This is a genomic window from Bacillus sp. LJBS06 (genome assembly GCF_016924995.1).
Classification (GTDB): domain Bacteria; phylum Bacillota; class Bacilli; order Bacillales; family Bacillaceae; genus Bacillus; species Bacillus stercoris.
The window spans coordinates 1,903,005-1,919,517 of record NZ_CP070483.1 but is presented as its reverse complement, the minus strand read 5'-3'; the positions used below and the strand labels follow the sequence as shown (position 1 = coordinate 1,919,517).

Annotated in this window: 1 protein-coding gene; it reads right to left on the bottom strand. The window is 46.1% G+C overall.

Annotated features, from left to right (window positions below; all coding sequences use genetic code 11):
- Positions 1-10: 10 nt before the first annotated feature.
- Positions 11-16,474: a non-ribosomal peptide synthetase gene (locus JQX68_RS09600; protein WP_205440647.1), complete on the bottom strand. Its 16,464-nt coding sequence runs from the start codon at positions 16,472-16,474 to the stop codon at positions 11-13.
- Positions 16,475-16,513: the final 39 nt, after the last annotated feature.

Here is a 16,513-nt window from a genome sequence, read left to right as displayed (position 1 = left end):
GCTTCCCCTCCTATAACAGTTGTTGAATCTTTGTGCTGTCACCCGGGTGATAGCTTCGCAGCTTTTGAATGGCGGAGCCGTGAGTTTCCGGGTACACTTCAATTGTTTCTTCTGAATGTTCCGATTCATCATTCGTTTTGTTTGCCATTTTCATCATCACTAGCTGCTTCAGCGGTCCCCCGAGTAGCAATTCCAAAGCTTCCATTGCTTCAGGGGCTTCAATAGAGCCAATGCCTGCCTGAGCCATTCTCTTCTGGTAATCCGGTGATGAAACAACACCAATGCTCCCCCAATAACTCCAATTCATCACGGCCACTGTACAAGGCCATATGTGAGATAGCCGCTGTGCAAAAGCATCCTTAAAACTGCAGCCCGCAGCGTAATTGCTTTGTCCCGAAGCTCTCGCAAACGATTGGACGGAAGAGAAAAACAAAACAAAATCCAGTGGTTCATACCGGAAAACTTGTGCCATTCGCACGCTTACATCAACCTTTGCCGCAAGAACGTTTCTGAAACATTCTTCACTCATATTCATCAGGCTTCGGTCTTGTAAGACAATCGCAGAATGAATGATGCCGTTGATTTCACGATGCGTTTGTTTCATTGTTTTATAAGCGCGTTCTAATTCCTCTCGGTTAGCCGCATCAGCTTGAATGTAATATGGGGCTGGCCCTAGAAGCGCAAGTCTGTCCAGCTTGCTTTGAATGGCTGCATCCTTTTTCCTTCTGCCAATCCAAACGATCTGCGCCTGATATGTTCTGATCATATATTCACTCCAGGCCTCACCAATACCGCCAGCTCCGCCTATGACAACATAAACGCCTCCGTGCTTATACTTCGTGTGCACCGGTTGATTGTTGTGTACTGGAATCAGACGAAGCTTATGCCAAATCCTGTCTCGATAGGCCCACGTATTCCCTTCTTGATCAAAAGGCAAGGAAAGGAGTTGAGATAGCGGCAAGTCTTCGTATTCTTTAACATCGATCAGCTTTGTCTGCCAATTTGGATATTCTTTTGCCATTGAACCAATCAGGCCGTGCACCCCGGCATCGACCGGGTTGACAATATCTTGCTGATCAACATATTGTGTGTTCACCGTCACGACCGTCCAGCTGATCTCCTTCCATGCATAGCCTAAAGAAAGCATTGCCTTAATGAGCCTATACAATTGAATGACGCCTTGATCTTGGGCTCCAATCATTTCATCGCCGACTTCGCAATCTGGCACACGAGATGGAGACATCCACACAATATGCTCAAACGATCCAAGTGCTTCAAGCTCATCTGCAATTCTCTGAATTGATGCGTTCGGCTCAATGTTCAGCTCCTTGGACAACGGGAACTGCCTTTGAACAGCTTTTCTGCTGTTGTCATCCCCTCCGAGGATGACAACACGCTCATCAGCAGGTGAAATGATCTTCTTCTCCAGCTGCACTTGATCCCATATCGGCGCCATAAGAAGCGCTCCGTCAAGAGTTGCTTTGGAGTTTAGTGATGTCGGCTCGTCTGGCGGTTGTATACCTTCTTCCAGCACCCTTGAGGAAATCCCCTTGATTCTTACACACACTCGGCCTTGTTCATCACACAAATCAATATCCAGTCTCTGTATTTTGTCCTCATTTGGGCGAGATGTCACAGATACCCACATTTTATTTGTACACGGGCTGAATATTTCTAGCTCTTGCAGCGCAAAAGGCAGAGAAAGCTGCTCGTCACCGGAATTCAGCTTCAGCCCGATCGACGCTTGTAAAGCAGAGTCCGCCATACTTGGATGCAGAACGAATTCATTCATTGTGTGAGTTACACCAGCAGGCAGGGAAATCTCTGCCAAAGCTTGATTGCGGCCGATGTAAAGCCGATCTATCCCTTGAAAACCAGGGCCGTAGTCAATGCCGATCGCCTTAAACAATTCATAACATTGGTCGTGTGAGAGTGTGCTTAAACTGCACTGGTCTCGAAGCACGCTGATATCTTGGACTGGCAGGTCTTCTGCCCCGCGGATTGAAGCACTGCCTTGACAATGTATCTTTCGATTATTGTGTGCATCCTCTGCCTCTGTATAGATGGCAAAAGCAATCTCACCGTCCTGCTGGGGATGTAGACTGATATCCACTTGAACAGGCTGGCCGTCCGCCACAATCGGCTGCACCCACACAACATTTTTGATGTGAATAACAGATTGTTGATCTTCGGTTCCTCTCACTGCTCTTGTAACGGCAGCATGTACCATCTCAAGGTATGCCACCCCCGGCATAACCGGTTTTCCCTTCACCCTATGATCGGCGAAAAAGAACTCAGCGCCTGTAAAGGTGGAGCTGAAACGCTGCTCTGATAAATCTGAAGTGTTGAGCTGGACCAATGGGTGCAAAGCTGCTGGTTCGACAGTTTTTAGAACTGTTTGATGAGCAGTTGCTTCCTCTTTCGTATCCGTTATCCAGTAGCGTTCTTTCGCAAATGGATAGGTAGGGAGGCTTATGCGTTTCGGCTGTTTGCCGTCATACAGTTTACTCCAGCCTATCTCCATGCCTTTCACCCATAAATCAACCAGTTTTTCATATATGTGAGGCTCCCAGCTATTTTCGAGCGTTTTCTGTACTTCATCATCTGATCTCAATGTTTGTACGATGCCTTTTTCTGCTCTGCCTCTGTACATGTACTTCGCGTAGGTGTCCCCTTCTATAAAGAGGTTCAATTTTTCCAGCAAGTCCCCAGTCGAGACAGCGATGATCCCTAATCTCTCCTCCATTGCATCACGACCCTCTTGGAGTGTATAAGCAATATCAGTGAGGTCATGAGCCGTGATAGATTGCTTGCTAATAAAGTCTGCTAATTGCCGGGCTTGGTCTTTCAGACGGTCTTCATCCTTTGCCGACAAAATAAAGATGCCCGGGTGCTGTGCTGTCACAGCTGGTGCTTGTGCAGGATGGGTTGTTTCTTTCGGAATATACTCCTCAATGACCACGTGGGCATTGACGCCGCCTATCCCAAATGAACTGATACCTGCGCGGCGCGGCAGCTCTCGGCCGGCTTCATCACGAAGCGCCTGCCATTCTCTCGATTCCTGCACAATGTAAAACGGGCTGTCATCCAGTCTGATATACGGATTAATGGTTTCACTATACAGACTTTTGACAAGCGTTTTATGCTTAAGCTGTAATAACACTTTAATGACACCCGCCACACCGGCCGCCAGCGATAAGTGACCGATGTTTGTTTTCGCTGAGCCAAGTCCGCAATGGCTGCCATGAACAGCCGGGTCCCCCGTTTTTTTATACAGCTCTTTAAATGCCGCTTTTAAGCCGTTGATTTCTACTGGATCACCCAGTTCTGTTCCAGTCCCATGCGCTTCAATATAAGTTACGGTTCTTGGATCAATTCCCGCTTTTTCATATGCTGTTTTTACGACATCCGCCTGGGCTTTCGGATTAGGAGTCGTAAGAGAATTTGCGCGGCCTCCGTGGTTTACCGCACTTCCTTTAATGACACCGTAAATATGATCACCGTCCCGTTCAGCCGCTGTCAGCTTTTTCAGGAAGAGAATGCCGGCACCTTCACTGACTGCGAAGCCATCGGCTTTGTCAGAAAATGTTTTGCATCTTCCTTCTTTGCTCAGCGCTCCGGCCTTATCATAAGCGATATGGCCTTGCGGAGTTACGACCGTGTTGACTCCTCCCGCAATCGCCATGTCACAGTTTCCATTTTCAATGGCGCAGACCGCATGATGAATGGCGACTAAAGAGCTTGAGCACGCAGTGTCGATCGGTTCACTCGGTCCATGAATGTTCAGGAAATAACTGACTCTATTCGGTCCGGCAGAAGGACTCATATTCGCAGCCGCTGAGCCTTCGATGTCTACATTAGACAGAAGCGAACTGTACCCTGTGTTTCCTGTCCCAATGAAGATGCCCGTTTTGGTTCCTGCCAGGCTTCTCACTGAATGTCCCGCTTCTTCTACCGCCTTCCACGCATAAGTCATTAACAAACGCTGCTGAGGCTCCATCTGCTCAGCCTCCAATGGAGATATGCCGAAGAACAATGGATCAAAGTCAGCTACTTCATCAATAAAACCGCCCCATTTGACGTTTGTTTTATTCGCTTCTTTCAGAGGGTCTCCGTAATACTCCTGCCAATCCCAGCGGTCTTTTGGAACCTCTGTAATACAATCCGTGCCCGATGACAGGTTCTCCCAATATTCCTCGACGTCCTTTGCCTTTGGGAAAACGCCGCTCATCCCCACAATCGCAATAGGCTCAGGCTTATGATCAGCTTCCTTTTGCTTTGGTGTTACCGAGCGTTTTGCAAAGCGGTTTTCAGTCAAAAACGTCATATTTTTTATATTCTGTTCGACAGGCTGCATCCGCACCTCAGCTTTGGCAGGTGTTTGAGCTGCAAAAGCATTTGGATATTCTTCTGACAGATACCCTGCAAATGCATTAACCGTTGCGTGCTCAAAGAAGATCGTCGGCGTGAGATCCAGCTTGTACTTCTCATTCAGTGTATTCGCGAATTCAGTTAAGGTAATCGAATCAAATCCATATTGATTAAACTCCATGTCCGGGTCAATCTCTTCAGGTTTGATTTTGAGCAATTGAGAGATTGCTTGCTTTAAAGCTTCTTGAATGTGGTCAAACATATTCCCTTGATCCATTCTTTTTCCAGCTGTCACCGGTACTTGTACTGTTTTCAGTGGCACTTCATCAGAAGACGGCTTTTGAGCCAGCTTTTCCCTCATCATGTCTTTGATTCCTTCCATGACGATGACTTGATCCTTGCCAAATGCCAAAGCTGTATACAGTGCTTGAATGCCAGTCTTAGTCCGCATTGGCGTCACACCTGTGTTTTTCAACGTCATGTTTTCAATTTCTTTATTCGCGCGCATGCCGCCTTCTTTCCAGAGCGGCCAATTGATCGACAACGTTTGCCCGTGCCTGTACATGGCGGTTACAAGCGCATTTCGATAAGCAGCATACCTGTCCATAAATGCGTTAGCCATTGCGTAATCCGCCTGTCCCGCGCTGCCGGCAACACTTGATATTGAAGAGAAGAGGATAAAGAAATCTAACGCAAGGTGCTCAGTTGCCTCATCCACATTCACAAGCCCTTTTACCTTAGGTGCAAAAACTTGTGTCAGCTCTTCATTGGTTTTGCTCATCAGATAGTTATCTTTAATCAGCCCTGCGCTGTGAATGACGCCATTCAAGTCTCCGTAATCAGAGGTAATGCTTGTGATAAGCTCTGAGGCTGCTTCCGTTTGTGTCACGTCTACCTGCCTGTATTCTGCGCGAGCCCCTAATTGCTGAAGTTCGTTAAGCTCCGCCTGCTGATCCGCATTCAACGCAGATCTGCCTGTCAGAATGAGCACAGGCTGTTCAGATTGACGAGCAATCTCTTTTGCAAAAATAAACCCAAGTCCTCCCGCGCCGCCCGTGATGAGGTATACGCCTTTATCTCTCCACGGCAGGCTTATTTCCCGATCAGCCATTGGCAATTCACGCAAATCATTGATGTACCGTTTGCCTTTTTCATATTTGATACGCTGATCTTCTATGTGTCTTTTATTCTCTTTCAGTTTTTCTATCACACTTTCAATATTTTCAAGTGAATCGATTTCAATCGTCTGGCCGATTAGTTTTTTGTTCTCCTGACCGGCTGTTTTAAGGAGCGCCGATAGCCCTGAGAATGAGTACTGCTTTTTTTGTGCTGAGGTAAGAAGCTGGATCAGGACATTGCCCTGCGGCTTGTTTTTGAGAAGACCCTGTATTGTCTCAAGCGCTTGTTCGGCATAATCTTGGAACCTCTCTGCAAGTCCTTCGCGGAATGACTCCAAAGCGATGCATTCCGCCCCTGTCATTCTTGATTCAATGCTATCTTTTGAGAGGCCATTCATGTCGCAAAGCATGACAATGTGCCGTTCGTATTGAGGCTCAGGACTTTCTTTTACACAAGCCTTAGGCACCCATTGTTCTTCAAACATCAGGGTTTCCAGCGTTTGATCAGGTTCCGCCGATCCAAAGCCGCCTTCCGCTGCCCTGAATGACAATCCTTTCATCCGAACACAAACATTGCCGTTCACATCTAAAATATCAATATCCCGTTTTTGCACCTTATCAGTTGCCTTGCTGCCTTGGCTGTATCTTGCGTATACCCACATTTCCGACGAACATGCTCCGAAGACTTCAAGCTCCTGGACCGCAAAAGGCAGTGTCAGCTGGTTATCCCCGGCGCCTGTCAAAATGCTTGACGCCTGCAAAGCAGAATCCATCAGCCCCGGGTGCATGTTGTATTGGCTGAGCGTATCTGCAGCTGACGGATGCAATGACAATTTTGCCAAAACAAATTGTTCAGCTGTATAGATTTTTTTCACTCCGCGATAAGCAGGACCATATTCAAAGCCAATCATTCGATATGCGTCGTATACTTCGTTTACGCTGAAATGGCTTTCCTTACACTGCTCCAGCAGGGATGGCAAATCAACCGCCGGCAGATTTCCAGCAGGGTTCAATACCGCGCTGCCTTGACTGAAGACGATTGACTGTTCACCTGCAACGTCTGAATGACCATAGATTTCATAAGAAATTTCACCACTTTCCTCTGGTGAAAGCCTGATGTGTACTTGCATCGGCTGGTCTTCTACGACAATTGGCCGCACCCACACCGCGTTCTTTAGCTTTATGGTGCACGGAACACCTTGTACCTCTGCGGCCTGCTCAACAGCTGCCCGCGCCAATTCAAGATGAGCCACTCCCGGCAAGATCCGTTGGCCTTTCACAACATGATCAGCAAGGAAAAACTCTTCTCCCGTATAGATAGAGCTAAACCTTTGTTCTGAGAGGTGCGATGTGTTTTGATGCATCAATGGATGTAGCACAGCTCCGCCAACGCTGGAGGCTGCTTTATTTACATTCGTGCTGCCGCTATCTTCAATATGATCAGAGATCCAATAACGGTCTTTTGCGAACGGATACGTCGGCAAGCTCATGCGCTTAGGCACAGTCTCGCCATACATGTTCGTCCAGTCTACATCAAGTCCCTTTACCCATAATTCAAGCAATTTTGCATACTTTCCCCGTTCCATCCATTTCTTGACGGCTTCTTGAATTTCTTCGTCCTCTGTCAGCATTTGCAGTGTGCCTTTATCAATCCTGCCTCTAAATACATCCTCCACATCGTTTTTGCCTGCTGCGAAGTCTTTTAATTTTTGCCGCAAATCCTCAACGGAACCAGAAATGATCCCAAGACGTTCCTCCATCGCGTCCCGTCCGGCTTGCAGTGTATAAGCGATCCGGGTGAGATTAGCGTCTCTGTATGCTTCCTTATCAAGCGCATCTGCCAGCTGCTGTGCGTATTCTTTTAACCGCGCTTCATTTTTAGCAGATAAAACGAAGATACCCGGATGTTCCGGCGTGATAGATGGTATATTCTCATCAGCTGCTTCTGGAATATATTCCTCAATAACCACGTGGGCGTTTACGCCGCCGATTCCAAATGAACTGACACCCGCCCGGCGAGGAAGTTCTTCTCCCCGTTCATTTTTCAGCGCTTTCCATTCTCCCGTTTCCCGTACGATATAGAACGGACTGTTTTTTAGCTGAATGTACGGATTTACGGTTTCGCAATGAAGACTTTTCACTAAGGTTTTATGCTTAAGCTGCAATAATATTTTAATAACTCCTGCAGCACCGGCTGCCAGCGATAAGTGGCCGATGTTTGTCTTTACAGATCCTAATCCGCAGTAAGGATTGGCTGTTGTGTCTCCTTCATTTATCCCCAATGCTTTAAAAGCTGATTTTAAACCGTTAATTTCAACCGGGTCGCCAAGCTCCGTTCCGGTTCCGTGGGCTTCAATGTAGGTCACGGTTTTCGGATCGATTCCCGCTTTTTGATATGCCGACTGAATAACATCTGCCTGCGCCTTCGGATTAGGAGTCGTTAAAGAGGCTGCACGTCCGCCGTGATTGATAGCACTGCCTTTGATGACTCCGTAAATATGGTCTCCCGCTTCTTCAGCCGCTTTTAATTTTTTCAAGAACAGTATGCCGGCACCTTCCCCATGCGCAAAACCATCGGCTTGATTTGAAAACGTTTTGCATTTTCCTTCTTTGCTCAGCGCACCTGCCTTATCAAAGCTGATATACACCTCAGGAAGGATAATCGTATTTACACCGCCGGCTAACGCCATGTCACAAGTGCCTTCCTCAATGGAAGAAATGGCATGGTGGATCGCCACCAATGAACTTGAACACGCTGTATCAATCGGTTCGCTCGGTCCGTGCAGATTAAGGAAATAACTGACCCGGTTTGGACCGACCGAAGGGCTTGTATTGGCTGCCGCTGATCCTTCTATTGCCGAGTTCGCTTTAGATAGAAGAGAGCTGTATCCTGTATTTCCTGTTCCGATGAAAACGCCGGTCTTTGTGCCTGACAACCTTTTCGCCGAATATCCTGCATCTTCGATCGCTTTCCAGGCATAAGTCAGCAGTAAGCGCTGCTGAGGTTCCATTTGTTCAGCTTCACGCGGAGAAATGCCAAAGAATAATGGATCAAAATCTGCTATTCCGTCAATAAAACCGCCCCATTTTACGTTCGTTTTATTGACTTCCTTCGCCGGATCACCTTCATATTCACGCCAATCCCAGCGTTCTTTCGGAATTTCCGTCATGCAGTCTTTGCCCTCTTTTAAGATGTTCCAGTATGCCTCAATATCTTTCGCCATAGGGAAAATCCCGCTTATGCCCACGATGGCAATTGGCTCAGGCCCAGTATCACTCTGTATGGCGTTTGGCTGCATGACTTGCTGCTTTCGGCGTCTTTTAGCTTTGGCGCGAACGGCTTGTTCCTGTTTCACGGCTGGCTGAATCTGAGCCGATGCAGCACGTACAGCAAATGTCTTCGCAAATACCGATTGATATTCTTCTGACAAATGCTTGCCAAACGCATGTATCGTCGGATGGTCAAAAAATACGGTTGGCGTTAGTTCTAACTTATAGGCGCGATTGATATGGTTGGTGAATTCAGTCATTGAGATTGAATCAAAACCATACACCGTCATCTCGGCATGATCATCAATCGTTTCAAGCTTAACCTTTAACAGCTTGGCAACCTCTCGCTTTAACATCGCCTTTACTTTATCCAGCAAACTGTCTGTATCAATGCTATTTACTTGTTCAGTCATGTCTTTTGCTTCCTTCTTTTCCATAGGTGCTGAGGCGGTTTTTGCCAGCATGTTTTGTTTTATTTTCTGCCCATCGCCCTCGATCACCATTACTTGGTTTGCCTCTGAATGAAGCGCTTGATATAATGCCTGAATTCCCTTTTCTGCCCTCATAGGAACAATACCGGCTACTTGTACAAGCCTTTTCTCAGTTTCTTGTTCGACCTTCATGCCTCCATCTCTCCATAAAGGCCAGTTTACAGAAAGCGTCTTCCCATGCCGCTGGCTGAGGTCGGCAAGCCTATTTCGATAGCCCGCATACATATCCATAAATACATTGGCTGCCGCATAGTCAGACTGACCGATGCTTCCTAAACTTCCTGAAAGAGATGAAAAGAGAATAAAGAAATCCAAAGGCAAATCCTTGCTTGCCTCGTCTAGATAAACAAGCCCTTTTACTTTAGGCGCCAGTACATCATGCAGATCTTCTGCCTGTTTATTGACCATGTAGCTGTCCTTGATGATTCCCGCGCTGTGAAGAATACCATTCAGGCGGCCATATTTTTTTTGAATGTCGTCAATGAGCTGATAGACTTCAATTTTATTGGTAACATCCGTTTGCCGATAGGTGACCTCAGCCCCCTTGCTATGAAGCTCTTTCAGCTTTTGGCTTTTGCTTTCGCTAAGAGAGGATCGGCCCGTCAGAATGATTGTCGCATTCTTCGTTTGTTCCGCGATTTCCTTTGCAAAAATATGGCCTAGTCCGCCGGCGCCTCCTGTAATGAGATAAACGCCATTGTCTTTCCACGGTTTGCTGACGTCTCCTTTTGCCTGTTTGACTTCACGCCAGTCAGCAATATACCGTGTCCCGTTTTGATATTTGACATATGAATCTTTGCTCAATTGATTTTCTAATAGTTTGCTGGCAATGCTTTCTCCGCTTTCTTCACTGCTGACTTCAATCATTTGGCCGGTTAGTTTGGCATTTTCCTGACAAGCTGTTTTCAGCAGTCCTGTCAATCCTGAAAACAATTGCTGTTCTCCCTCTGCAGAGGTTACGATCTGAATGAGAATGCCGTCTTTCGGTTTCGTACGAATGATCTCTTGTACCTTTTTAAACACTTGTTCTGTATAAGAATGGAAACGTCCCTCCACTGAAGAGGGCCTTGCTTCCAGGCTGTATACACGGACATCCCCGATGGCTGCTTCAATTTGTTGTCTCGTCACATGATCATATTCACATAGGAATACGAGATGCTCTGCATATTTTTTTGCAGCTAAGCCGCCGGCTTCCTTTTCCTGCCAAACAGGCTCAAGCAATAAAGTTTCGCTGTTGGTGTTTGATGGTTCGGTTTGTACATCTGCTTCCATCACTCTCGCCGAAAATCCTTTCAGCCGCACGCAAATCATGCCATGCTCATCGCATAGATGAATATCGACTTTCTGTATCGCATCTCCTGGTTTGTTTTTCGAGTTGAATTGAACATAAACCCACATGTCAGAAACGCACTGACGAAAGACCTCAAGTTCCTCTAAGGCAAATGGCAGTGCTGCCTTAAAGTCTTCCGTGTCTGAAAGTTCCGCTCTGACGACATTTTGCAAATATTCAGCCGCCTGTAACGCTCCGTCCAATACACTCGGATGAAGAACATAATCGGCCAACGTATGTGTGACAGATTCCGGCAGTGATAGTTTGGCAAGCAGCTGTCCGTCGCCTTTATATACGGCCTCTACGCTCTTGTAACCCGGACCGTAATCGGCGCCGATCATGCTTTCATAAAACGAGACAGCATCCATTCTGCTTTGATCACATTGTTTCTTGATCTCAGAAAGATCCAGTGCTTTTTCTTGCTTTAACTGAATCAATTCCGCTGTACCTTGGTTATATACAACTGGTTCTGCATCAGCGGATTCCGGCTCACCATACATCCGATAAGCGATTTGTCCGCCATCTTCATCGTAAAGTCCGATATTTACCTGAACCGGCTCACTTCCTGCTACAACCGGACGAATCCATACGACATTTTTCAGCCTGATTCCAGTATTATGATCCTCCAATCCGCCAATTCCTTGTTCTATAGCGGCTCTTGCCATTTCAAGCGTGACTGCCGCCGGCAAAATGGCCATGCCTTTAATGATATGCTCGGCAATAAAATACTCTTGTCCTGTGAAAATGGAGCTGAAACGTTGCTCTGACAGAACCGATGTATTATGGTGCACTAAAGGATGCAAACGCGCCGGTTCAATTGCTGTGATGGTATTGCTTTCAGGCCAGTATCGTTCTTCGGCAAAAGGGTATGTCGGCAAGCTGATGCGGCGCGGCTTTGCATCAGGATAGAGCCTGCGCCATTCAACGTGAAAGCCTTTTGCCCACATCTCGGCAAGCTTTCTCACTTCTTCTTTTGATATCCGTGATGAAGCCATATCTTCTGCCTCGGCATTTCCAAGCAGCTGTTCAGCAGATGTCATTTTCGTTCTTTCTCCTTGAATATAACCCTCTGGAAGCGTCTCCCCATTCACAAAAGCTTCCAGCTGCTGTTTCCATTGTTCCGGATCACTCGCCATAAAAACGATCCTGTTATCCATTGCTTCACGGCCGACCTGAAAGGTATAGGCAATATCTTTTAAAGAGAAATTCTTTTTCTCGTCTTGACTGATATAAGACAGCATTTCCTTCGCGTATGCATGGAGCCGTTCTCTATTTTTTGCTGATATCGGAATGATGTAAGGCTGATTGCCTTCGTTTTCGGTACCTGCATCAGTATTGTTTTCATATTGCTCAAATATAGCATGAGCGTTAGTTCCGCCTAGCCCGAATGAGCTCAAAGCCGCCCGATGAACACCTGCGTGTTTCTCTAACGATTTTCGTTCACGGACCACATAAAAAGGAGAGCTTTCAAACTTTATATTCGGATTTGGCTCCGTGCAGTTGATGGTCGGTGCAAGTTCATTATGGTATAAGCTCATCGCAACTTTAATGCATCCAGCTAACCCCGCAGCTGTATCCAAATGGCCGATATTCGTTTTCACTGAACCAATTCCGCAAAATTGTGTTTTGTCGGTGTATTGCTTGTACACTTTATTTAGCGCAGACATTTCAATAGGATCGCCTAATTTCGTTCCCGTCCCGTGCGCTTCAATATAACTGACCGTTTCAGGATGAACCTTGGTTGTATCCAATACATGCTGTATCACCTCTGTTTGGCCTTTTACACTTGGCGCATAGAAGCCGGCTTTTTCTGCCCCATCATTATTGATGCCTATTCCGCGCATAATGGCATAAATATGGTCTCCGTCTTTTACGGCATCCACAGCTTTTTTCAGCAGGATGACCGCTACACCTTCGCCCCCAGCCATTCCATCCGCCGAAGCATCGAACGCCTTTACATGCCCGTCGCTTGAAAAATTCAACCCGTTTTGGTGCACATAGCCGATCGCTGATTGTGCGTGCAATGTTGCGCCTCCGACAAGCGCATATTCTGATTCGCCTGATGTCAGGCTTTTGTATGCTTGATATAAACCAACTAGTGATGAGGAGCAGTTAGAATGAACAAAGTAGCTTGGCCCTTTTAATCCGAGCTTATGCGAAATCATTGTCGGAATGGTTCCGCTTTGGGCTAACACCCATGAAACATAGCCATCAGGTGATTCATGTCCATCTGTTGTTTCCTTCGGCAATAACGTTCTATATGAATTGCTGCTTGCAGACATATATACACTTGTTGCCGGAATCTCCTTAGCCACATATCCTGCATCTTCAATCGCTTTCCAGGAATGCAGCAATAAGAGGCGGAGCTGAGGATCCATATACTCAGCATCTTTTGGCGAGATTTGAAAGAAACCGGGATCGAATAAGTCTTTCCCTTCGATCACAGATTGCACTGGCACATAGTCAGGGTGCTGTATCAATTCTTCGGGAACTCCATTTGCGCGTAGTTCTTCTTCAGAAAAGAATCGTATGCTTTCTTTGCCTTCTTTGATGTGGTTCCAGAAGTCATGATGATTTTTCGCGCCTGGGAACTGGCACGATATCCCCACAATCGCAACACTGTCGTCAAAATAAGGGGGAATCGTCTGTTGCGGGTATTTTCCATCTTTTTTGTCATCATGATCATCTTCAATTTGCGTCACGGCTGGATCTGAGTTTTTCATCTCCAAAATGTATTCACTAATTGCACGGATCGTGGAATACTCAAACAGCTCAGTAACACTAAACTCACAATCGAATTCTTTTTTGATTCGTTCAGCCACAGCTACAGCCAGAAGCGAATCGCCGCCCGCATCGAAAAATCCGTCTTCCGGCCCAAATCCGCTGACCTGGAGAGTTTCCTCCCAAATGCGTAGCACCTGATCCTCTATTTCCGTTACCTGCAAGTGATTTGGTTCCCTTCTATTGAAAACAATCTCACGTTTTTCCAGTTCTTTACGGTTCACTTTTCCGCTGGGCGATAATGGAAGCTCATCCAAGCGGATAAAGTGTGAAGGTATCATATATTCCGGCAGACTGGACTTTAAATGGCAGCGCAAATCTTTCGGATCGGCAGGAGAATGTCCGCTTTCCTCTGTATAATAAGCAGCGAGCTGTTGATGGCCCTCCAGCTGCTTTACCACTACAGCCTGATCTAAAATGCCCGGGTATTCACTCAGCTTTGTTTCTATTGCGCCCAGCTCGACGCGAAAACCGCGTATTTTCACTTGGCTGTCCATCCGTCCCAAGTATTCTATGTTGCCATCAGGAAGCCATTTGGCTAAATCACCCGATTTATATAGCTTCATCCCTGGTTCAAAGGGATTGTCAATAAATTTTTCAGCCGTAAGCCCCTGCTTATTATAGTAGCCTCTTGCCAAGCCGGCTCCAGCGATGCAAAGCTCTCCAGGCTTTCCGATTGGCACAGGCTTCAAATGCTCATCCACAATATAAATTTTCGTGTTGGAGACAGGCTTTCCAATCGGTGTATGGTGACTTGCAATATCTCCTTTTCCGCACCCGAAATAGGCAGCGTAAATGGAGGCTTCCGTCGGTCCGTATATATTTTCAACACGGCAGTTTGTAAAGAGCGATACCGCCTTTTTCACTAATTCTTTAGGGAAGGCTTCACCTGCAACCATCATATACTTCAGTGGTCCATCCTCTGTAAATCGTTTGTTGTCTTTCGCCATTTCTAAAAAAACATGCAGCATGGCCGGCACAAAATTAACGTGAGTCACTTTATAAGTTTCAATGTAATCCATACAAAGCTGCGGTGATTTCTCCCCATTAGGCGGAAGAATCACAAGACGGCCGTCTCCAATAAACCATCCGAATAATTCTGAGATCGATACATCAAACACATAGTTCGTCTTCAGTAAATAGGCATCCTCAGCCTTAACAGGATAATGAGATTCAAGAAAATTCAGGGTATTCATAATGCTCCGATGCTCTACCATAACCCCTTTAGGCTGTCCGGTGCTTCCTGATGTATAAATGATATAAGCGAGGTGCTTTGGCTTTACTTGCCGTTTTAAGCCGTTGCTTTGCTGATCAGGATAACCGTTTCGGCAAGCTAACTCGATATTGATCGCTTTTACATGGCTCCCCGTTAATCCGCTGATTCTATCATGAACGTTAGATTGGGTGAGGACAACGGATGCCTGACTATCTTTGAGCATGTACTCTAATCGTTCTTGCGGGAAGTTTGGATCTAACGGCACATATGCTCCTCCGGCTTTCAGTATTCCTAAAATTCCGATGATCATATCAAACGAACGCTCTGCACAAATGCCAACTGGCTGTTCTGGTCCAACCCCCTGATGTTGAAGGTAGACTGCCACAGATGTGCTTTTTTCATCTACTTCTTTGTATGTAAGTGATCTGTCTTCAAACATCACAGCAACCGCATCTGGGGTTTGTTTCGCTTTTTCCTCAAACACTTCATGTATACACTTGTCATTTGCGATGTTTGTCCCTGTCGCATTCCATTGTTCCAGCAAACTAGTTTGTTCTTGATTTAATTGCAAAGAGTAGGCCTCAAGCGGCAAAGACGGGTCCTCCATCATGTGCTGCGCAAGCTTCATATAGTTCTCCATCATGCTTTCAATGGAGGACACATCATACAAATCAGGGTTAAACAAAAGATGAAGCACTGTTTCATTTTCTTGCTCATATATTTCGAGTGCCAGCTCAAATTCACCCTCTTGCCGAATGTCTTCAATATATTCGATGCCAAGCGTTTGATACGGCTCGAGCACTTTTTGCAAGCCTGTTGCCTGAAAAAAGTTTTGGTACAGAAAGGCTGTTTGAAAAACCGGAGAATCCGCGGACGATCGGTCTACATTCAGCTCTCTTACCAATGCAGGGAACGGATACGCCGCATGATCCAGACCGTCAGCCATTGTCAGCTGCAGTTCCCGAATAAATGCTGTTAATGGCTGAGCTCCGATATTCTTGCTCCGAACAGCCATCATATTGATAAAATAACCGATTAGGGTTTCAAAGCTATCTTCATGCCGACCCATTGTCGGAACGCCGACAATGAGATCCTTTTGTTTTGTATAATGATGCAGCAGTACTTTGTAAATGCCGAGAAACACAACAGATTCATTCACATGATAAGTGCGGGCAAACGATTTAATTTGATTTCTTAGGTGATGAGGGAGCAAGCTTTTATAAGCTTGCCCCTTGAATTTTCGTGTTGAAGACCGCGGACGGTCAGCTGGCAGATCAAGAACTGGCAGACTCCCAGACAACTGTTCTTTCCAGTAAGCGAGATGCTCTTCCCCTTCTCTGCCAGTCAGCATCCGGTTTTCCCAAGCGACAAAATCGTAATAATCAGCTGTTATTGGCTGCTGCACGGGCTCAATCCCATTCAGCAATTGTTGATACGCTTCAAATAGCGCCGCCATCAATGTCAGCATCGACACACCATCGAATATGATATGGTGAATCGTTATAAGAACAATGCATTCTTCTTTCGATCGATGAAAAAGATGTGTGCGCATTAACGGATCAGCTTCTAAATGGAAAGGTTCTTTTGCTTTTTCTTTTAGAAAAGGCAAGATATCTGCTGATTTCATTGCTGATATATCCTCTTCCACAAAATAAAGATTCTCTGATAACTGAACCGTTTGAAATGGAATGCCATCCACTTCTTGAATCACACTGGCTAAGACAGGATATTGTCTCTGTACAAACAGAAGGGCCTTCTTGAACGTTTGTGCATGTATTGGCTTGCTGAAACGAAAGCATAAAGGAATATTATATGCACTCATCCCAGGAGACATTTTTTGAAGCATCCACAGCCCTTTTTGCCCTTCTGAAAGCGGACTTTTCAACTGCCGCTTCATGCCTTTAAGACGTTCTTCCACCTCAGAAATGGTTAATTC

Excerpts from the sequence above, each read along its gene's own strand:
- JQX68_RS09600 (WP_205440647.1), bottom strand. The coding sequence starts at position 16,474 with ATGAAGCGGCAGTTGAAAAGTCCGCTTTCAGAAGGGCAAAAAGGGCTG.